The sequence below is a fragment of the Mesorhizobium sp. M0816 genome (assembly GCF_040320005.1).
In the GTDB taxonomy this organism is placed as follows: Bacteria; Pseudomonadota; Alphaproteobacteria; order Rhizobiales; family Rhizobiaceae; genus Mesorhizobium.
Map to the genome: position 1 here is coordinate 44,566 of NZ_JAMYOT010000007.1, position 20,491 is coordinate 65,056.

Consider the following 20,491-nt stretch of genomic DNA (forward strand, 5'->3'; position numbering starts at 1 on the left):
TTTCCTTTTCCGGCGGATCAGCGCATCTTCCAGGCCGCGATTTTTCCCAGGCAATCCTGTTCATGGTCAATGTCATTGCGGACCAGCCTGCCATCCCGGTTCGCCGGGCCACCGATGGCCCGTGGCGCACCGCTTGGCGCAAGCTGAAAGGCGATCGTTCGGCAATATCTGCCTTCGCCGTGCTCGTCGTCATCGTGATCGCCTCGCTCGCGGCGCCGCTTTATGCGCGATACGTCTCCGGCACCGATCCATTTGTGACCAATCTCAATGGCGAGATCGTCGTCGATGGGGTGACCCAGCCGGTGCTGCAGCCCTCCACCGAAGGCCTTGGCCTCGGCATGACGCCGGTCGGGCCGACCTGGCGCATCGGCCCCTATATGCTCGGTGCCGACAACCAGGGCCGTGACGTCGCGGCGCGGCTGCTTTACGGCGGACGGGATTCGCTGTTGATCTCGGGTGCTGCAGCCGTGCTGTGCCTTGTCCTCGCGACATTCCTGGGGGTCGTTTCCGGCTTCTTCGGCGGCATCGTCGACATCGGCCTGTCGCGCATTCTCGACGTGCTCTGGGCTTTTCCGATTTTCCTGTTGGCGATTTCGTTGTCGATCGTGCTGATTGCGCAGAGTATCCAGATCGGTCCGTTCGAAATCCGCTCCGGCAGCCTGTGGCTACCGGTCTTCATCATCGGCATCGTCTATGTGCCCTATGTGGCGCGGCCGATCCGCGGCCATGTCCTGACCTTAATGCATGCCGAATTCGTCACCGCTGCGATCGGCCTTGGCGCATCGCCCTGGCGCATCCTTTTGCGCGACATCATGCCCAATGTGGTGACCCGCATCATCGTTTTCGTGCCGTTGATCCTGGCGCTCAACATGATGACGGAATCCTCGCTGTCGTTCCTGTCGATCGGCGTGCAGCCGCCGGATGCCAGCTGGGGCACGATCATCCAGGACGGCCAGGGCCTGCTCTATTCGCGGCCGGTCGTGGCACTGGCGCCGGGGCTAGCCATTGTGATCACGGTGCTGGCCCTAAACATTCTGGGCGACGGCGTGCGCGACGCGCTCGATCCGAAATCCTCGCCGAGGGGCGTCTAGTGGTTGCCGCGCTCGGCTTCCGGCTTGGCCAGATGGTGCTGGTTATGTTCGGTATCAGCGTCGTCGCTTTCCTGATCTTCTTTGCGACGCCTGGCGCTGATCCATCGGCGCGCATTGCCGGCCGCAATGCTTCGCAAGAGACGCTGATCCAGGTGCGCCACGATTTCGGTCTCGACCGGCCATTGCCGGTGCAATATGGGCTGATGATGAACCGGCTTTTCGTCAGCCGCGATCTCACCTCCTTCGTCAATCGCGGGCAGCGCGTCATTCCGACCGTGATAAGCGCCATTCCCGTGACGCTGTCGCTGGTCGGCGGCGCGGCAGTGCTGTGGGTGCTCGGCGGATTGATCGTCGGTGTGATCGCAGGCGCAACGCGCGGTACATTCATTGATCGCGCGCTGATGATCCTGAGCCTGGTAGGCGTGTCGATCCCGGTCTTCTGGCTGGGCGAGGTCGCCAACCTGCTGACGCAAAGCCGCTGGCACGACAGCTGGCTGTTTTCCTGGGTTCCTCCGCTCGGCTACATCCCCCTGACCGAGAATCCCTGGGGCTGGTTCAAGGCGCTCGTCATTCCGTGGTTCACGCTGGCAACCCTTTATGTCGGCCTCTACGGCCGGGTGCTGCGGGCAAGCCTGATCGAGATGATGCAGGAGGATTTCATCCGCACCGCCCGAGCCAAGGGGATCGGCGAGCGGCGGGTGGTGCTGCATCATGGCCTCAGGACCTCGCTGGTCGCATTTGTTACCATGTTCGGCCTCGACTTCGGTGCCCTGGTCGGTGGCGGCGCGCTGCTGACCGAAGTGGTCTTCGGACTGCAGGGCGTCGGAAAACTGACCTACGAGGCGCTGCAGACGCTCGATCTGCCGATGATCCTTGCCACGGTGATCTACGCCGCCTTCTTCGTGGTGATGGCAAACTTCGTCGTCGACGTGGTCTTCGTCTTCATCGACCCGAGGGCTCGCGATGTCGGCTGATGCTCCTCTTCTGGTGGTCAAGGACCTCACCGTCTCCTTCCGCAGCGACGAGGGCCTGGTGCGCGCGGTGGGAGGTGTTTCGTTCTCCGTCGAGCAGCGCGAGATCGTCGGTGTGGTCGGCGAATCCGGTTCGGGCAAAAGCCAGACCTTGCTCGCCATTATGGGGTTGATCGACAGCCCCAACGCTATCGTCTCCGGTTCCATCCGTTTCATGGGACAGGAGCTGATCGGGCTCAAGCGGCGTGCGCTCGATGCCATTCGCGGCCGCCAGATCGCGATGATCTTCCAGGATCCGATGTCTGCGCTCACCCCGGTGCATACGATCGGCAACCAGATCGGCGAGCAGGTCCGCGCGCATGAAAAAGTGTCGGCGAAAGCGGCACGGGCGAGGGCCGTGCAATTGCTGGATGCGGTCGGCATCGCAAATCCGGATCGGGTCATCGACAGCTACCCGCACCAGCTTTCCGGCGGTATGCGCCAGCGCGCGGTGATTGCCATGGCGCTCTCGTGCAACCCGGCGCTGCTCGTCGCGGATGAACCGACTACAGCCCTCGATGTTACCGTGCAGGCGCAGATCCTCGAACTGATCGGACGATTGCGCGACCAGTTCGGTTCCGCTGTGATCGTGGTCACGCACGATCTTGGCGTCGTCGCCGAAGTCGCGGACCGGGTACTGGTGATGTATGGCGGACGCTTTGTCGAGGAGGGCGGCAAGAGCAGCGTGTTCCGGGCGCCGCTGCATCCCTACACATGGGGCTTGTTCGGCTCGATCCCGCCGATGGAGGGACCACGTCCAGCCCGGCTCGCTGCCATTCCGGGAATTCCGCCGTCGCTCTCCAACCTGCCGAAGGGCTGCGCCTTCAGCCCCCGCTGCGCCTTTCGCCACGACGCCTGTCTGGTTCAACTGCCGATCATGCAAGGCGAGAGCCATCGCGCCGCGTGCCTGTTGCCGGAGCCTACGCGCAGACAATTCGCTGCCCAGAGGCCTGGCGGCGTGGTGGAGATGCAACGATGAATGCCATGCCACGCGAACGTCCGCTGCTTCGTGCCGGCGACCTGTCGAAGCGCTATAGCGTCGGCCGCTCGATCTTCCCGGCGCAGCGCCGGACCGTGCATGCGGTTGATACGGTGTCGCTCGACATCTGGCCTGGGGAGACCCTCGGCATCGTCGGCGAGTCCGGTTGCGGCAAATCCACGCTTGGCCGGTGTCTGGTGCGTCTGACCGAAATCAGCTCGGGGTCGCTGGAATTCGAGGGCCGCGACATCAGCGACGCCTCCCAGCGCCAGCTTCGTCCGTTGCGGCGGCAGATGCAGATGGTCTTTCAGGATCCCAGCGCTTCGCTCAATCCGCGCCGGCGGGTCGGCGATCTGCTGGCCGATCCGTTCCGCATCCATGAACGCCTCTCGGCATCGGAAATGGCGGACCGCGTGGCCGAGCTCCTGCGCCGGGTCGACTTGTCGCCCCAGCACGCATCGCGCTACCCGCACGAATTCTCCGGCGGCCAGCGCCAGCGTATCGGCATCGCCCGCGCGCTGGCGCTGCGGCCACGGCTGATCGTGGCCGACGAGCCGGTCTCGGCGCTCGACGTGTCGATCCAGGCGCAGATCGTCAATCTGCTCGCCGACCTACGCGAGGAGTACAACCTGACTTATGTGTTCATCGCTCACGACCTTTCCGTGGTGCGTCAGATCTCGAGCCGTGTGGCGGTGATGTATCTGGGATCGATCGTGGAGAGCGGGCCGACCGACGAGGTCTTTGCGGCGCCCAGACATCATTACACCGCGGCGCTGCGTTCCGCCGTGCCGATACCCAGCATCGACCGGGCGCGGCGCGGCCGGCTGGTGCTCAAGGGTGACCTGCCCAGCCCGATGAGCCCACCCTCAGGGTGCCGGTTCCACACCCGTTGCCCAGCTGCCACCCCGATCTGCCGCAGCGAGCGTCCGCTTCTCCAAAGCATTGGCGAGGGCCGCCTGGTTGCTTGCCATCATCCAGCCGGCGGTTGACGACGGGAATTCTCGTTCAGCGATATCGGATCAGGACCGTTCAGCCGTAATCGTCCTTTCGGCGAGGATAGCGGCCGATCTGGACGCCGCACGATCCGACGCTATGTTGCGATGATCTTCGGAATACCCGTTCAGGCATTCCTCGGCCAATTGCTGGTCGGCCTCATCAACGGCTCGTTCTACGCAATGTTGAGCCTGGGCTTGGCTGTCATATTCGGCCTGTTGCGCGTCATCAATTTTGCCCACGGCGCGCTCTATATGCTCGGCGCCTTCGTCGGGTACCTGCTTCTCACCCGGTTTGGCATCGGCTACTGGCCGGCTCTGATCCTGTCGCCGCTGATCGTCGGCGGCTTCGGCGTCGTGGTCGAGCGCCTGGCGCTGTCGAGGCTTTACGACATCGACCCGCTCTACGGGTTGCTTTTCACCTTTGGCCTCGCGCTCGTGCTCGAAGGAGTGTTCCGTTACTACTATGGCGTATCAGGAAGCCCTTGTTCCGTGCCGCCGCTGCTCTCGGGGGGAACCAATCTCGGCTTCATGTTCCTGCCTAATTACCGCGGCTGGGTGGTGGTCGCCTCGATGATCGTCTGTTTTGGCACCTGGGCGCTGATCGAGAAGACCAGGCTGGGCTCCTATCTGCGCGCGGCAACGGAGAACCCCGGGCTGGTGCAGGCTTTCGGCGTCAACGTGCCGTTGCTGCTGACCCTCACCTACGGCCTCGGCGCCGCTCTTGCCGGGCTTGCGGGGGTTCTCGCCGCGCCGATCTATCAGGTGAGCCCGCTGATGGGATCTGACCTCATCATCGTCGTCTTCGCCGTCGTCGTGGTCGGCGGCATGGGATCGATCCTCGTGGCGATCGTCACCGGTTACATGCTTGGCCTCGCCGAAGGCCTGACCAAGGTCTTCTATCCCGAAGTCTCCAATCTGGTGGTCTTCGTCATCATGGCGATCGTGCTTCTGGTCCGGCCAGCCGGCCTGTTCGGAAGGGATGCCTGAGATGGCCGAACTGACACTTCGCGAGACGCGCGCCAAAAGTTCGGTATGGCTTGAATGGACGCTGGTGGGACTCGGCATCGTGGCGCTGCTGGTGGCGCCTTTCTTCGTCTATCCGATCTTCCTGATGAAGATGCTGTGCTTTGCGCTGTTTGCCTGCGCGTTCAACCTTCTGCTCGGCTACACCGGGCTGTTGTCCTTCGGCCATGCGACATTCTTCGGCGGGGCGGCCTATTTCACCGCATACGCGGTCAAGGTCTGGGGCTGGCCGCCGGAAGCGGGCATCCTGCTCGGTGTCCTGGGAGCTGCGCTGCTCGGCCTTGTGATGGGCTTTTTTGCCATCCGCCGGCAAGGCATCTATTTCGCCATGATCACGCTGGCGCTGTCGCAGATGTTCTTCTTCTTCTGCGTGCAGGCGCCGTTCACCGGAGGTGAGGACGGCATCCAGGGCGTGCCGCGCGGCAGGCTGCTTGGAATGCTCGACCTGAACGTCTCGATGAACATCTATTATTTTGTGCTGGCGGTCTTCCTGATCGGCGTGTTCGCCATCTGGCGCATCATCAACTCGCCTTTCGGCATGATCCTGCGTTCCATCCGGGAAAACGAGAGCCGGGCCATTTCGCTGGGCTATTCCGTCGCCAACTACAAGCTGGCGGCTTTCGTCATGTCGGCAACATTGGCCGGGCTGGCCGGCGCGCTCAAGGCGATCGTTTTTCAGTTTGCCACGCTCACCGACGTCACCTGGCAGATGTCGGGCGAGGTGATCCTGATGACGCTCCTCGGCGGCATCGGCACCATGGTCGGGCCGATCATCGGCGCCAGTCTGGTGGTCGGCCTGGAAAACACGCTCGCTACCTCGAGTTTTCCGGTGACCATCGCCACCGGCCTGACCTTCATGGTCTGCGTGCTGGTTTTCCGGCGCGGTATTGTCGGTGAGGTCTATGCGCGGTTTCTCGGGCCAAAGGGTGACGCGAAAGACTGAAACGGCTCAGTTCCGCCTCGCTAGGCGATGCGTAAGCCTTGCGCGTCGAGAAGCACGCAGCCCAGCGGGTCGAAGCAGACATCGACCGCCTCGCCTTCACGCAGCGGCTGGCCGTCGATCAACGTGTTGGCGCGCACCAGCGTGCCGGCGCCGATGTCGATCTCGTAGACCGCATTGCCGCCGAGATAGGAGGTCGAGACGATCCGTCCCGCCAGCCTGTTGGCAGCACCGGCGGTACCGACGGTAAGCTTCTGCGGGCGAACGACAACGGTGACCGCGCTGCCGGTCGCGAGCGCCTTCGGCGCGGCCGCCTTTACGACATGGCCGGTGGCCAGCGCGATCGTCGCCATCTTGCCGTCCATCACTGTCACGCTGCCGGGCAGCATGTTGGCCTTGCCCAGGAAATTGGCGACGAATGCGGTGGCCGGCTGGTCATAGACCTGCGCGGGGGAGCCGATCTGCTCGATCAGGCCGGCGTTCATCACGACGATGTGGTCGGACATCGACAAGGCTTCTTCCTGGTCGTGCGTCACGAAGATAGCGGTGATGCCCGTCTCCCTCTGGATTTTCTTGATCTCGACGCGCATGTCCTCGCGCATATTGGCGTCGAGCGCCGACAAGGGCTCGTCCAGCAGCAGCACTTCCGGCTCGAAGACGATGGCGCGGGCCAGTGCGATGCGTTGCTGCTGGCCGCCCGAGAGCTGCGACGGCAGCTTTGTCTCACTGCCGGGCAGCCGCACCATATCCAGCGCCTTCTTGACCCGGCGCACGATTTCCGGTTTCGGCACGTTTCGGTATTTCAGGCCGAATGCAACGTTGTCGAAGACGTTCTTGTGCGGAAAGAGCGCGTAGTTCTGGAACACCAGACCAATGTTGCGCTTATAGATCGGGATGTCGTCGACCCGCTTTCCGCCGATCGAGATCTGGCCACTGGAGATGTCGACCAGGCCCGCGATCGAGCGCAGGATCGTCGTTTTGCCGCACCCGGACGGCCCCAGCAAGGTGACGAAACTACCTTTGCGGATTGCCAGTGAAAAATCGCGCACAGCGGCGAACTTGCCGTAGAAAATATCGATGTCGCGAAACTCGACCGCAGGCTTTCCTATCGGCTGCCGCTCGCTCTGAGCGAGCGGGTCGCCATCAGCCCCGGCCGAAGCCGGCCGGGGCTGCTGGTCGTGGCTGTTGTCGTCATGCACCTTTCGACACCCTGTCCCATTGCTTGGTCCAGGCGTCTTCGTTCTTCGCCCAGTAGAGCGGATCGGCGAAGGTCAGCGATTTCATCGATCCAGTCGGGTCGAAGGCCGGAAGCGCCGCGATCTTGTCGGTCAGCTTCACCTTGGTGGGGTCAAGCGATGGCGGATAGTTCTGGCCCTCGGCGACGGCGATCGACGTGGCCGGATCCAGCATGAAATTGATCAGCTCCTCGCATTCGGCCATCGGCGAACCCTTGAGCACTAGCATGTCCTCCATCCACGCGTATGAGCCGGCAGGGTCGAGATAGCCGATCGGCTGGCCCTGCTGCTGCAGGGCGGCGACACGTCCTGACCAGGCGTCGGTGACGACGATCTCGTTGCGCGACAGGAGGTCCATCAGTTCCGCGCCGGAACTCCAGAATTTCTTGGCCAGGTCGCGGGTCTCGCGAACCTTGGCCCAGACGACGTCCATGTCCTGGATGTTGTTGGGGTCCTGTTTCGTCTGCAGCGCCGCATACCAGACGCGCGTCGTCATATCGGCGTAGCCGCCGATCTTGCCGGCATATTTCTTGTCGGTAAGCAGGTTGGCGCCCTTTTCCTTGGCTTCCTCCGGCGAGATGACCTTGTTGTTGTAGGCGATGCCGGTGGTGCCGTAATCATATGGCACTGCCGACAGCTTCGGCGTGATCTTGCGGAACGGCTCGATCATGGCGGTCAGCACATTCGCCATGTTCGGAATGTTCGCCTCGTTGATCTCCGAATTGAAACCGCCATTGACGTATTTGATGTAGTAGTTGACGCCGGAAGAATGGACGATCTGGAAGTCGCCTGGTTTCGACGTCTTGATCTTGGTGATGATCTCGTTCTCGTCGCCAAAGGTGCCCTGGACGACCTTGACCTTGGACTTGGCGGTGTAAGGCTGGAACGCATACTTATCGATCGCCTCCTGCACCACGCCGCCCCATCCGTCGAAGCGCACTTCCGAAACCGCGGCCAGCGCCCGTCCCATCCAGGGCATGGAAAGGCCGGTGGCGGCGGCGGCAGCGGCCGTCAGCGTCAGGAACGATCGCCGGCTGATGTCGCCATTGGCATAGCGTTCGTTGAGCCGTTCCAGTCGTTTGGTGGTTGTCAGTTTCATTTCCATTCTCCCATTTTCATCTTCACTTGCCTGCCTTGAACCAGGTGAGGCTTTGCAGGATGAGCCCGCCAGCCAAGGGAATGCCGACCGTCAAAAGGATCATGACGGTTCCGAGCGCGTTCACCTCAGGGCTGATCGAGATCTTCAGCATCGAAAGGATTTGCGTCGGCATGGTCTCGACGCCCGCCGGCCGCCAGAACAGGCTGGCCGAGGTGTTGTCGAACGAAATGGTGAAAGCGAGCAGAACACTGGCAAGCACTGCGGGAATGAGCAGCGGCAGCGTGATTTCGCGGAATGTCGACACACGCGGCGCCCCGAGCGACAGCGCCGCCTCCTCATAGGAACGTTTTATGCCGACCATGCGCGCCTGGACGATCAGCACCACGTAGGGGAGCGTGAGCAGAATGTGGCCGAGCACCAGCAGCGTCATGCTGCGCGGCTGGTCGACGGCTTTGATCATGACCAGCAGGCCGACGCCGAGTATCGTTTCGGGGACCAGCGCGGGAAGAATGACAAGCGTGTTGATCGCCTGCTTGCCACGGAACTCGAAGCGCACCAGCGCCAATGCCGCCATGATGCCGAGCAGCGTCGTCACCGTTGCCGTCACCAGGGCAATCCACATCGATGTCCGGAAGGCGTCGAGAACCGGCTCGTTGCTGAGCAGCTTCTCATACCATCGCAGGCTGAAGCCGGTGAGGGGAAAGCCGCCGAACATCGAGGCGTTGAAGGAAAGCACGACCGTGGCGAGGATCGGCGCAAACATGAAGACGTAGACGCACACCGTGATCGCGCCGGTCAGCCGCCACGCCCATCTGCCTTCGCGATCGGGATGATCCGCTCTCATGCACTGAGGCCCTTCATGATCTGCGATAGGCCCATATAGCGGCTGTAGGCGGCCGCGGCCGCGCCGAGCAGAACGAACAGGACGATGGAAAGCGTGGCGCCCATCGGCCAATTGAGCTGCCCCATGATGGTGTCGTAGATCAAGTTGCCGAACAGCGCATCGCGGCTGCCGCCGAGCAGCTGCGGCGTCACATAGGAGCCGGCCGCCAGCACGAAGCAGAGCAGCAGCCCGGCGCCCAGCCCCGGCATCGATAGCGGCAGGGTCACTTCGCGAAACGCCTGCGCGCTGGTACAGCCCATCGAGCGGGCGGCGGCGATCAGCGTGCGGTCGATGCTTTCCAGGCTGACATAGACGTTCAGGATCATATAGGGCAGCAGAACATGCAGCAGCCCCATGATGACGGCGCCCTCGGTGTAGAGCATCGGCAACGGCTCGTTGATAACCCCCAGCCTGATGAGCACGACGTTGATCAGCCCCTGTTCGCCGAGAATATGGATCCACGAGAATGTCCGGATGGTGAAGCTGATCCAGAACGGCACGATGAGCAGCAGCAACAACAGCCATTTGTGCCTGAAGGTCGTGGCCCAGATGAAATAGGCGGGGAAATAGCCAAGGATCGCGCAGATCACAGCGGTGATGGCGCCGACGCGAACGGTCTTCCAAAGAAAACCGTGATAGTAGCTGTCGATGAGGAATTCCTTCCAGTTGTCGAAGGTCAGCACCGCCGACTCCACCCCCGCGGTGACGAAGGTGAAAAACGTGTAGACCGTCATCATCGCGATCGGCAGCAGCAGAAGCAGGGTAAGCAGTAAAAGCACAGGCGCGACGAGGACCCAGGCCAGTCGCTGATCGTATAATTTCCACCCTTTGGTCACGACCCGTCCAACCACTTTATGTGAAAGCCGCCATCACCGGGCTCGGCTCCGGACTAGATTGGGCGATCGGCGTTCAGGTGTCCACTCTGCATATGGCTCCTGCACAAATTCTGTGCAGGGCCACCGCGCGACCCTCGCCCTGCCGGATTCAACAAATTGCCCGGCGTTCCGCCTGCACATTGATTAAATCAGATATCCCGATATACAGGGTAATTTCGGATATAGATTTTACATGGGCCGGGCAATTTCATGAGTCGCAATTTTCTGGTGATTGAACCTGAGGAAGGCATTGCCGTGCTCAAGGGGCTTGCCTCCTCGGCGCGGATCTCGATGCTGAAACTGCTGCATGAGAAGGGGCCGATGAATGTCAACGAAATCGCCGCCGTGCTGTCGCTTCCGCAGTCGACCGTCTCGACCAACATCCAGGTGCTGGAGGATGCGGGGCTGATCCGCACCGAGAACCTGAAAGCGAAGAAAGGCAGTCAGAAAATCTGTTATCCGACGGCGGAAGAAGTGCTCGTCGTGTTCAAGAGCGAATATCGTGCGGTCAAGAACGACGCGATCGAAGTGTCGATGCCGATCGGGCTTTATACCGGCTTCGATGTTACCGCGCCCTGCGGCCTTTGTTCGCCGGACGGCATCATCGGTCTGCTCGATGTGCCGAACACTTTCCTCGATCCGGACCGCATGAAAGCCGGTCTGCTATGGTTCACGCGCGGTTTTGTCGAATACCAGTTCCCCAACAATGCCAAGCTCGCCAATGCCGAGATCACCGGACTCGAAGTTGCGATAGAGCTGTCTTCGGAAGTGCCGGGCACCAGCGCCGATTGGCCCTCGGACATCACGCTGACGATCAATGGCGTCGATGTCGGCACCTGGACGTCGCCGGGGGATTTCGGCGACAAGCGCGGCGTCTTCACGCCCTCCTGGTGGAAGCTCAAGGGCTCGCAATACGGTAAGCTGAAGAACTGGCGAATTGCCAATGACGGCACCTATGTCGACGGCCTCAGGATTTCCGAAACCGGCCTCGCCGCACTCGATCTGAAGAGCCATCATTCAATCCGCGTCCGTATCGGCGTCAAGGACGACGCCAAGCGCCCCGGCGGGATCAATATTTTCGGCAAGGGCTTTGGAAATTACGATCAGGACATCCTGCTCAGGATCAAAACTGGTTGATATCATGAAACCGGGTTCTGAAGATAATGCAGCAATTTCAACTATCTGGCTTTCTGCTGTGCCAAAGTGTTCGTCTAATTGTCCTACATTTGGGTATTTTGGCTTGACGAAGGGCTGCCAATTCCTCTTTGATATCGGGCAAGATGATTTAAATCATCGTTTGTGATATCGATGGGAGGAATGCATGAAGGCAGCCGTTACGGCTCATCCGCATTATGTCGTCTCGGAAATCGATCCGAGGCTCTACGGATCCTTCATCGAGCATCTGGGGCGGGCAGTTTACACCGGCATCTATGAGCCCGGCCATCCGACAGCGGATGCCAACGGCATGCGTCAGGACGTCATCGACCTCGTCAGGGAACTCAATGTTCCGATCGTCCGCTACCCCGGCGGCAATTTCGTCTCGGCCTACAATTGGGAAGACGGCATTGGCCCCAAGGAACAGCGCCCAGTGCGCCTCGACCTCGCCTGGCACACATCGGAAAGCAACGAAGTCGGCCTGCATGAATTTGCCGATTGGTGCACCTCCGCCAACACCGAGATGATGCTTGCCGTCAATCTCGGCTCGCGCGGCCTCGACGAAGCCCGCAATCTGCTGGAGTACGCCAACCATCCCGGCGGCAGCAAATGGAGCGACAGGCGCATCGCCAACGGCCGCAAGGAGCCGTTCGACGTCAAGCTCTGGTGCCTCGGCAATGAAATGGATGGCCCCTGGCAGATCGGCCACAAGACCGCGGACGAGTATGGCCGGCTGGCGCATGAGACGGCCAAGGCCATGCGCGCCTTCTCCAAGTCACTCGAGCTGGTGGTCTGCGGCTCTTCGAATGCCAAGATGCCGACCTACCCTGAATGGGAAGCGACGGTTCTCGACCATACCTACAACGAGGTCGACTACATCTCGCTGCACATGTATTTCGACAACGAAGCCAACGACGCTCCGAACTATCTCGCCATGAGCGAAAAGCTCGACGACTACATTGTCTCGGTCGCCGGCGTCATCGAGTATATCAAGGCCAAGAAGCGCTCCAACAAGCAGGTCTACATCTCGTTCGACGAATGGAACGTCTGGTACCATTCCAAGGAGCAGGACAGGAAGATACTCGGCGGCAGCAACGGCTGGCCGTTCGCCCCGCCGTTGCTCGAAGACATCTATAATTTCGAGGATGTGCTGCAGGTCGGCCTGATCCTCAACACCTTCATCCGCCGTTCCGATGTCGTCAAGATCGCCTGCCTGGCACAACTGGTCAATGTCATCGCGCCGATCATGACCGTTCCGAATGGCCCGGCATGGCGGCAGACGATTTTTTATCCCTATCTGTTTGCTTCTAACTATGGTCGCGGCAATGCGCTGGATCTCAAGGTGGAAAGCCCGACCTACAAATCCAGCGTTGCGGGCGACGTCGCCTATGTCGATGTTGCCGGCGTGCACGACAGGCAAACCGGCCACGTCACCTTCTTCGCCGTCAACCGCCATTCGAGCGAGGCAATCGAAACAGTGGTCGACCTCACCGGCTTCGGCGCGGCGGAGATCGTCAATCACCAGGTGATGGCACACGCCGATCTGAAAGCCGTCAATTCGGCCGAAAACCCTGGCAATGTCGGCCCCAGGAAGGGTGAGGGCGCCTCGCTCGCCGGCGGCAAGCTGAGCCTGTCACTGCCGGCCTATTCCTACCAGGTCATACGCCTGAGGCTCTGAGTTCAGGCGGATCATCGAGAAAGCGCAAACGCTGAGGAGGAGCGTCGACGTGACGGCCGATATCGAGATCAGGAACGTAAGCAAGCAGTTCGGTGCCATGACGGTGCTGGATCATCTGTCGCTCTCCATAAGGGCACGCGAATTCATCGTGTTCCTGGGCCCGTCCGGCTGCGGAAAATCGACGCTTCTTCGGATGATTGCCGGGCTCGAAGCTGTCGATAGCGGCGAGATTGCGATCAACAACGAGCGCATCGATCATCTGCCACCGGGCAAGCGCGGCATTGCCATGGTGTTCCAGTCCTATGCGCTTTATCCGCATATGACGGTGCGCGACAACATGGCCTTCGGCCTTGCGAATATCGGCGTTCCAGGCAAGGTCATCGAGGCGCGCATCAACGAAGCCGCCCGCATCCTCGAAATGCCGCATCTGCTCGATCGCAAGCCGGGCCAGCTCTCCGGCGGCCAGCGCCAGCGCGTCGCCATCGGCCGTGCGATCGTCAAGGAGCCGAAGGCCTTTCTGTTCGACGAGCCGCTCTCCAATCTCGATGCGGCGTTGCGCACCCGCACCCGCATCGAGCTTGCCCAGCTTCACCAGCGGCTGCAATCGACGATGATCTTCGTCACCCATGACCAGGTCGAGGCAATGACGCTGGCCGACCGCATCGTCGTCATGAACAATCGCAAGATCGACCAGATCGGTACCCCGATGGAGATCTACGAGCGCCCGGCGACCAAATTCGTCGCGGGTTTCGTCGGCGCGCCGGCGATGAACTTCGTCGATGCGACGCTTGACAGATCCGGCGAGAACGCCACGGCCAGGTTTGCGGACGGCGTCTCGGTGCAGACCGAGATCGCCTCCAGCCAACTGACCGATGGCAAGTACACTTTCGGCATCCGTTCTGAAGACGTGCGCATCGTTGCCGCCGGACAGGGCAATGCCGGCGGCGTGGTCGATGTGCTCGAGCGGCTCGGCGAACGCACCCTGATCTACGCGCGGCTGGGCGATGGCCAGCAGATCGTCGGCTCGGATGCCGGCAACAGCCGCGTCGCCGTCGGCGACAGAATCGGGCTCGCCTTTGACGGCCAGAAATCGCATCTGTTCAACGAAACCGGCCGCGCCTGGCATGCGAGGGGGGCCTGAGATGGCTGACCGGCTGGCGATGTCCCCGACCGCGACGCTTGCTGGCGGCGTCAGAGCCCCTACCGCCGACATCTATGCGCCGCAATGGCGAAACGTCATTTTCGTTGCGCCATTCTTGTTCTTCTTCACCACGTTGCTGCTCTTCCCGCTGCTCTGGGGGATGTGGCTGAGTTTCCACAAGGCCGACACGTTCTCGTCCGGAAATTTTGTCGGTCTCGGCAATTACTCCAGGCTGTATCACGACAAGGTCTTCCTGCAATCGATCTGGAACACCTTCTATTTCGTGCTTCTGACGGTGCCGACGCTGGCGCTGATCGGCCTTTTCCTGGCGCTTTGCCTCAACCGCCGCACGCGCGCTGCCGCGGTTTTGCGGACGCTGTTCTTTTCCTCGTCGGTGCTATCGGTCACCATCGTCACGCTGATCTGGCGCATCGTCTTCATTCCGAATGTCGGCCTGTTGTCGACGATCTACGGATGGTTCGGCGCAACGGCTCCGGCCTTCATTTCCGATCCCAGCCTGGCGATGGTCGGCATCGCCATTGCCACCATCTGGTGGTGCATCGGCCTGCCGATGATGCTCTTTCTCTCAGCACTCCAGCAGATCCCGCAGGACATTTACGAGGCGGCAGCGCTGGACAATGCCAATCGCTGGCAGACGCTACGGTCGATCACGCTGCCGTCGATCAAGCGGACCTTCATCCTGGTGATCATCATCCAGATCGTGCTGCAATTCCAGCTCTTCGGCCAGGCCTGGCTAATGACGCGCGGCGGTCCGAACAATCTGACCAAGCCGATCGTGCTCTATATCTACGATACCGCATTCCGTCGCTGGGATCTCGGCCTGGGCGCCGCTGCATCGGAAATCCTGTTCATCCTCATCCTGGTCGCGGCCATGGCCCAGTACCTGGTGACACGCAGCAGGGGAGACCAGGCATGAGCGCCCCAGCAGCCTCCATCAAGGGCCGGGCATTTGGCGACCATTTGTTATTGGCCCTGGTCATCCTGCTTTCGATCGTCATGATCGCGCCGGTTCTGTGGGTCATCGGCCTGTCACTCAAGGACAATACGGAGCTGATGGCCGATCCGAACTCGGTGTTTCACGCACCCTATACGCTGAAGAACTACATCAACACCGTCGGCACCTCGTCCGTGTTCATCTGGGTGCGCAACAGCATCATCGTCTCGGGCGGATTGACGCTCGGCACGTTGATCCTGTCGTCGCTCGCCGGCTACGGTTTTGCACGGCTGAATTTCCCCGGCCGAGACGTGCTGTTCGTGATCGTGCTGTTCGGTCTGGCGGTCCCGGAACAGGCCGTGCTTGTCGCCCGTCACCAGATCTTCAGCATGCTGAAGTTCCACAACACCTATCAAGGGCTCATTCTGCCGGGCCTTTCGGCTCCGTTCGGTGTCTTCCTGATGACCCAGTATTTCAAGGCCATCCCGAAGGAGCTGGACGAAGCCGCCATGCTCGATAACGCCAGCCGGCTCAGAATTTTCTGGAAGGTGCTTCTGCCGCTCACGCTGCCTGCGCAGGCGACGCTCGGCATCTTCACCTTTCTCGGGGCCTGGAACGACTACTTCTGGCCGCTGATTTCGGCGACGAGGAAGGACATGTTCACGCTGACGGTCGGCATGGCCTCGACCCAGACCAACTTCGCCCAGTCCGAAGGCATCGGCTTCCTGATGGCGCAGGCGGTGTTCGCCGGTGCACCGATCCTGATCGTCTACCTGTTCTTCCAGAAATACATCGTCACGGCGGTCTCCGGCGCTGCGGTGAGATAACGAAGATTGCCTGACGGCCGGGGGAATGCGCAGCAATTGAAGCACGAAAGCCAATCCAGGGTGGAGCGGCGGAAACTCAGTAGGAGGAACTGATATGAAACTGAAGAAAATACTGTTTGCCGCAGTCTCTGCGGGCGCAATGATGCTCGCAAGTCCAAGCTTCGCGGCCACGGAGCTGAGCGTGCAGCGCTTTTTCGGCGCCTGCGATGCCGATTTCGGCACCAACACCGATGCCACCAAGGCCGTTGGCGAATGTGGCATCATCACCTCGCTAATCAACAAGTTCAACGCCGACAATCCCGATGTCCATGTCAACGTCACCACCGTGGAATGGCCCGGCTATGATCAGCTGACCGCGCAGTTCGCTTCAGGCGACGCTCCGGACATCGTCACGATCCATGAATCCGTACTGTCGGATTATCAGTCGAAGGGCCTGTTGATGCCGCTCGACGATCTCTTGAAGTCGGTCGGCGTGACACCCGACGCCTTCACCGACGCGGCACGCAATGGCGCCACCAAAGACGGCAAGGTCTATGGCCTGCCGATCGACAGCTGGACGATGCTCTATCACGTCAACATGGATCTTTTCAAACGAGCCGGCCTCGTCAATGCCGACGGCACGCCGATTTTTCCAAAGTCGCCCGAGGAACTGCTCGCCCAGGCCGAACAGTTCAAGCAGAAGACGGGCAAGCCTTATTTCGTCCAGAACCTGACCAATGAGACTGCACTCTACACACGCAACCTCTACACCTATCTTTTCCAGCAGGATTCCGATTTCTTTGCCGATCCGAAGCACGTGAAGTTGAATACGCCGGAAGCCAAGAAGGTCGTCGAGATGTACAAGGCGATCTTCGAGAAGGGCTACACCACCAAGGATCTCGATTATGGCGGCTCGATCAACGCCTTCCTTGCCGGCGAGGGTGGCGTCCACCTTAACGGCACCTGGGTGGTCGGCGATTACAACGCCCAGTCCGAGACCAAGGGTACGGCGCTCAACAAGGGCGGCTATGCGGTCTATCCGTATCCGCAGCTGTTTGGCGGCGCCCATGCGCAATATGCCGACGGCCACACCTGGGCCGTTTCGCAGAAAGACCGCACGCCTGAACAGATCGCGGCTATCGGTAAATTCCTGAAGTTCTTCGCCGACAACGACTTCGAATGGTCGCGCACCGGCCACTTGCCGGCCTACAAGGCCGTCATCACCTCGGACGCTTTCAAGGCACTGCCGCATCGCAACACGATCTCTGCGGTCGCTGATCTCGGCAAGCCGCTGCCGTCCGCCGTACAGCGTCAGTTTGCGATCCAGGACATTATCGGCGAAGAGATGAGTGCAGCAATCAGTGGCCAGAAGGACGTCGATACCGCGCTTGCCGACATGGAAAGCCGCGTCAACGAATTGCTCGCCAACATTTGATCACGGGTTTCGAAAGGCCCTCCCAAGGCCCCCGCGGCTGGAAACGGCCGCGGGGTTTTGGTGAGGGAGTGGTTATTGTCCTCGAATTGCGAGAACTTGCCGGTGGCGACCGGGTCAAACACGCCAACCACGGCGCCGCAACCTCGGCAGCAGCCGACGCAAGCCCTGGCCGGAGGATTCCGTTAGAACGCCGCGGCCATGGGCATTGCGACCTTGTTGGGGATCTGGATGTCGATCTCCAATCTCGACGTCGTTTCGCCGTGATCCATGCTCACCTGCAGGAAATCCTGGTCGACCTGAACATGCCGGGCGATCACCGCCATGATCTCCTCGCGCAACACCGAGACGAGATCGGGCTGGTTGCGGCTTCGACGCTCGTAGGCCAACAGCAGTTGCAAGCGCTCGCGCGCCACCGGCGCGCTGCCGCGGCGCTTGAAGATATCGAGCAGGTTCATGCTGCCCTCCTTCCCAACAGCCGGTCGAGGAGGCCCCTCCGTTCGAAAGGCAGAATGACCGGCAGGTCCTCGCCCTCGAGTCTTCTTGCCGCGTCGATATAGGCGCGTGCGGCGGGGTTAGTGTTTTCGCTGAGCGTAACCGGCGCGCCCACATTGGATGCGCGCAGCACGTCCTGGCTCTCGGGAATTATTCCCAGCAAGGGCGTCGACAGGATCTCGAGCACGTCATCGATGCTCAGCATCTCGCCGCGGGCAGCGCGCGCAGCATCGTAGCGCGTGACGAGGACGTGTTTGACAATCGATTCACCTTGCTCGGCTTTCATCGTTCTGGAGTCGAGCAGGCCGATGATGCGATCGGAATCGCGGACCGAGCTCACTTCCGGGTTGGTGACGATTACCGCCTCGTCGGCAAAGCGCATGGCAAGTTGCGCGCCCCGCTCTATGCCGGCCGGGCTGTCGCAGAAGACGTAGTCGAAAACGGAGCGCAGCTTGTCGATGACGTCGGCGACGCCTTCCTCGGTGAGAGCATCCTTGTCGCGCGTTTGCGAGGCCGGCAGCAGGAACAGCGTTTCGAGTCGCTTGTCACGGATCAGCGCCTGCGAAAGCTTGGCGGTTCCCTGAATGACGTTGACGATATCGAAAACAACGCGCCGCTCGGCACCCATGATCAGATCGAGGTTGCGCAGGCCGACGTCGAAATCGACGAGAGCCACCCGCTTGCCGGTTTTCGCGACCGCGGCGCCGAGAGCGGCCGTCGAGGTCGTCTTGCCGACACCCCCTTTGCCGGATGTGACAACCACTACCTTGCCCATATTTGTGCCTCCAATGTTGTTAGTTGAGCGGTGCGACGCAAAGTGCGCCGTCCTCGAGAAAGGCCTGTACCGGCCTTCCTCGCGAGGAGGCGTCCATCTCCTCGGCAGTGCGGTACCAGCCGTCCACCGCCAGAAGTTCGGCTTCGTTTTTCCGGCAAAAGATGCGAGCCGCGGAATTTCCCGTGGCGCCGGCGAACGCACGTCCACGCAGCGTGCCGTAGACGTGGATCGATCCTCCGGCGATGATCTCGGAACCGGAACTGACGGAGCCGACAATGACCACATCGCCATCGGGATGAAAGATCGACTGGCCGGAGCGGATCGGTGCCTTGATCATCAATGAGTTCGGCGCCTGCGGCTCTTCCGTCTTGGCCTCAGCTGCGGCCTTCGGGTCCGGCTGCACGTAAAGCGCGTCGGCGGTGGCCTCCTTGGCGCCAACGAGGAGCGGCGGCAGATCGGCACCGAGAGCAACATTGCCATCGGCCTCGATCGCGTAAATGCGAATCCCGCGCTCCGCGAGCTGTGAGACCAGATCCCGCATCTCGCCCACCTCGGGCTTGAGTATATTCAGATCGAGCACGACCGGGCGGCCGGCAAAGAAGCCGGGAGAGTTTTCGGTCCAGTGATCGAGGCTTTGCAGCCATTCCCCTAGCGGGGCCTCAGGGGTGAGGGTGAAGGCTACAAACGAGCGCGCTCGAAAGCGTATGGACTTGTTTTGGATGGGAGCGACGCAGGTCACAGAGGCGAGTCCTTACTGATTGGTTAAGGCTAGCCCGGCATGGTTAACGAAAAGTTAATGGCGGCTTCCCGAGGCGTTGGCGGAGGCATTCTTTTTGCCCCTGATCGCCCCGCCGGCGCCCTGCTTCCGATGCACGACGAGGTCCTCCTCGCGGCTGCCTGGAGGCGCCTCCAGTTCACGCGGTCGGCCGACCGGTATATTGTTGCCGGAATGCCGGGCCTATTAAGGAGTTATCGATTTGACAAGCGTTGCCAGGGGGCCTGTCGCGGATCGCGGTCGCGCTACCTATGACCTTGGCGCGACCGCCATCTTTGCTTCCAAATCAGACCCGCGCTTTCACTATTGCCTGTATGTGCCTCCCGCGGTTGGGGAAGGGGCCAAAGTCGATCTGATGGTCGCTGTCCATGGCACCGGCCGCACCTCTTTTCTTGGATTCCGCGATGCGTTTTCCGAGTTCGGACGCTGGAACGGCTGCGCCGTTTTGTGTCCGCTGTTTCCAATCGGCGTTCTCGGGGATGATGCCCGCAGCGGATACAAATATTTGCTCGAGGGCAACATACGCTACGATCAGGTGCTGCTCGCCATGGTTGAGGAGGTCAGCGCCAAATACAGTCAGGATTGGAGCCGCTTTGCCATGTTCGGATTTTCCGGCGGCGGGCATTTCACGCATCGTTTTGCTATTCTGCATCCCGACAGGCTCTGGGCGGCCTCAATCGGCGCGCCAGGCTCGGTGACCTTGCTCGATCCGACGCGTGACTGGTGGGTGGGCATTCGCGATCTGCCGGAGAAGTTCGGCATCACCTTCGATGCCGCAGCGCTGGCAAAAGTGCCTTTCCAGATGATCGTCGGCGACGCTGACCTGGAGACTTGGGAAATCACTCATGTCCAAGGCAGCACCCATTGGATGCCGGGCGCCAACGATGCGGGGCGGACACGGCCGGAACGCCTCATGGCATTGTGTCGATCGTTCGAGGAGGCGGGGGCGCGCGTGCGCTTCGATTTGCTGCCAGGCGTATCTCATGAACGGGATGCGGTTCTCGATTCGGTCAAGGATTTCCTCGCCCAACAACTCAAGGAACGAGGGAATGTCTCACGATAAATTCGTTGCGCCCCAGCCCGTAAAGAGATTATCGCAATCAAAGCCCGACCACGTCGACCGCATCCCACCGCGATCTACTGGCAGTG

20 protein-coding genes are annotated in these 20,491 nt (G+C 61.1%); 13 read left to right on the forward strand and 7 right to left on the reverse strand.

All coding sequences use genetic code 11. The annotated features are described in order from the left end of the window. Positions 1-62: 62 nt before the first annotated feature. The 6 genes from NKI17_RS12410 to NKI17_RS12435 all read left to right on the forward strand — a co-directional run bounded on the left by NKI17_RS12410 (position 63) and on the right by NKI17_RS12435 (position 6,041). Positions 63-1,091, forward strand: a complete 1,029-nt coding sequence (locus NKI17_RS12410; protein ID WP_352449667.1) for an ABC transporter permease — start codon at positions 63-65, stop codon at positions 1,089-1,091. Continuing rightward, positions 1,091-2,065: an ABC transporter permease gene (locus NKI17_RS12415; protein ID WP_023675638.1), complete on the forward strand. Its 975-nt coding sequence runs from the start codon at positions 1,091-1,093 to the stop codon at positions 2,063-2,065. Before NKI17_RS12410 ends, NKI17_RS12415 begins: the two co-directional genes overlap by 1 nt. Continuing rightward, positions 2,055-3,080: an ABC transporter ATP-binding protein gene (locus tag NKI17_RS12420; protein ID WP_352690760.1), complete on the forward strand. Its 1,026-nt coding sequence runs from the start codon at positions 2,055-2,057 to the stop codon at positions 3,078-3,080. Before NKI17_RS12415 ends, NKI17_RS12420 begins: the two co-directional genes overlap by 11 nt. After that, positions 3,077-4,069 (forward strand): ABC transporter ATP-binding protein, encoded by a 993-nt coding sequence (locus NKI17_RS12425; RefSeq protein WP_352690761.1) that lies wholly within the window; start codon positions 3,077-3,079, stop codon positions 4,067-4,069. Before NKI17_RS12420 ends, NKI17_RS12425 begins: the two co-directional genes overlap by 4 nt. Before the next feature lie 111 nt (positions 4,070-4,180). Further along, entirely contained in the window at positions 4,181-5,062 is an 882-nt protein-coding gene (locus tag NKI17_RS12430) for a branched-chain amino acid ABC transporter permease (RefSeq protein ID WP_352690762.1), read from the forward strand. 1 nt (position 5,063) lies between these two features. After that, a complete protein-coding gene (locus NKI17_RS12435; protein ID WP_352690764.1) occupies positions 5,064-6,041 on the forward strand; it encodes a branched-chain amino acid ABC transporter permease in 978 nt (325 codons plus the stop codon). Positions 6,042-6,061: 20 nt separating this feature from the next. On the opposite strand, the gene NKI17_RS12440 is transcribed toward NKI17_RS12435, so the two are convergent. The 4 genes from NKI17_RS12440 to NKI17_RS12455 are packed head-to-tail and all read right to left on the reverse strand — an operon-like array spanning position 6,062 to position 10,091. Beyond that, positions 6,062-7,237 (reverse strand): ABC transporter ATP-binding protein, encoded by a 1,176-nt coding sequence (locus NKI17_RS12440; protein WP_352690765.1) that lies wholly within the window; start codon positions 7,235-7,237, stop codon positions 6,062-6,064. Continuing rightward, complete coding sequence (locus NKI17_RS12445; RefSeq protein WP_352683178.1) at positions 7,230-8,372, reverse strand: extracellular solute-binding protein; 1,143 nt, start codon at positions 8,370-8,372, stop codon at positions 7,230-7,232. The genes NKI17_RS12440 and NKI17_RS12445 overlap by 8 nt, the downstream gene beginning before the upstream one ends. Positions 8,373-8,394: 22 nt before the next feature. After that, positions 8,395-9,216 (reverse strand): ABC transporter permease, encoded by an 822-nt coding sequence (locus NKI17_RS12450; protein WP_352796909.1) that lies wholly within the window; start codon positions 9,214-9,216, stop codon positions 8,395-8,397. Further along, positions 9,213-10,091 (reverse strand): ABC transporter permease, encoded by an 879-nt coding sequence (locus NKI17_RS12455; RefSeq protein WP_352796907.1) that lies wholly within the window; start codon positions 10,089-10,091, stop codon positions 9,213-9,215. The genes NKI17_RS12450 and NKI17_RS12455 overlap by 4 nt, the downstream gene beginning before the upstream one ends. Positions 10,092-10,340: 249 nt before the next feature. Here NKI17_RS12455 and NKI17_RS12460 point away from each other — a divergent pair, with 249 nt between their 5' ends. The 6 genes from NKI17_RS12460 to NKI17_RS12485 all read left to right on the forward strand — a co-directional run bounded on the left by NKI17_RS12460 (position 10,341) and on the right by NKI17_RS12485 (position 17,300). Next, positions 10,341-11,267 (forward strand): ArsR/SmtB family transcription factor, encoded by a 927-nt coding sequence (locus NKI17_RS12460; RefSeq protein WP_352569028.1) that lies wholly within the window; start codon positions 10,341-10,343, stop codon positions 11,265-11,267. Between the two features lie 184 nt (positions 11,268-11,451). Beyond that, positions 11,452-12,963 (forward strand): arabinosylfuranosidase ArfA, encoded by a 1,512-nt coding sequence (arfA, locus tag NKI17_RS12465; protein ID WP_352569029.1) that lies wholly within the window; start codon positions 11,452-11,454, stop codon positions 12,961-12,963. A 49-nt stretch (positions 12,964-13,012) separates the two neighbouring features. Further along, entirely contained in the window at positions 13,013-14,104 is a 1,092-nt protein-coding gene (locus tag NKI17_RS12470; protein ID WP_352569030.1) for an ABC transporter ATP-binding protein, read from the forward strand. Between the two features lie 19 nt (positions 14,105-14,123). Next, complete coding sequence (locus tag NKI17_RS12475; RefSeq protein WP_502894499.1) at positions 14,124-15,041, forward strand: carbohydrate ABC transporter permease; 918 nt, start codon at positions 14,124-14,126, stop codon at positions 15,039-15,041. Continuing rightward, on the forward strand, positions 15,038-15,886 hold the full coding sequence (locus NKI17_RS12480) for a carbohydrate ABC transporter permease (RefSeq protein ID WP_352569032.1): 849 nt from the start codon (positions 15,038-15,040) through the stop codon (positions 15,884-15,886). Before NKI17_RS12475 ends, NKI17_RS12480 begins: the two co-directional genes overlap by 4 nt. A gap of 94 nt (positions 15,887-15,980) precedes the next feature. Then, on the forward strand, positions 15,981-17,300 hold the full coding sequence (locus NKI17_RS12485; RefSeq protein ID WP_352569033.1) for an ABC transporter substrate-binding protein: 1,320 nt from the start codon (positions 15,981-15,983) through the stop codon (positions 17,298-17,300). 182 nt (positions 17,301-17,482) lie between these two features. Here NKI17_RS12485 and minE read toward each other — a convergent pair whose 3' ends face one another. Genes minE through minC form a run of 3 tightly spaced genes read right to left on the reverse strand, consistent with a single transcriptional unit; the run spans position 17,483 to position 19,306 of the window. After that, positions 17,483-17,755 carry a cell division topological specificity factor MinE gene (gene minE, locus NKI17_RS12490; protein ID WP_023677151.1) on the reverse strand — a complete coding sequence of 91 codons (273 nt, stop codon included), beginning with the start codon at positions 17,753-17,755 and terminating at the stop codon, positions 17,483-17,485. Further along, positions 17,752-18,567: a septum site-determining protein MinD gene (minD, locus tag NKI17_RS12495; protein ID WP_023677152.1), complete on the reverse strand. Its 816-nt coding sequence runs from the start codon at positions 18,565-18,567 to the stop codon at positions 17,752-17,754. The genes minE and minD overlap by 4 nt, the downstream gene beginning before the upstream one ends. A gap of 19 nt (positions 18,568-18,586) precedes the next feature. After that, positions 18,587-19,306, reverse strand: coding sequence for a septum site-determining protein MinC (minC, locus tag NKI17_RS12500; protein ID WP_352569034.1), 720 nt, complete (start codon positions 19,304-19,306; stop codon positions 18,587-18,589). Positions 19,307-19,544: 238 nt separating this feature from the next. Between minC and NKI17_RS12505 the strand changes: the two genes are divergently transcribed. Continuing rightward, on the forward strand, positions 19,545-20,405 hold the full coding sequence (locus tag NKI17_RS12505; RefSeq protein WP_352569035.1) for an alpha/beta hydrolase: 861 nt from the start codon (positions 19,545-19,547) through the stop codon (positions 20,403-20,405). Positions 20,406-20,491: the final 86 nt, after the last annotated feature.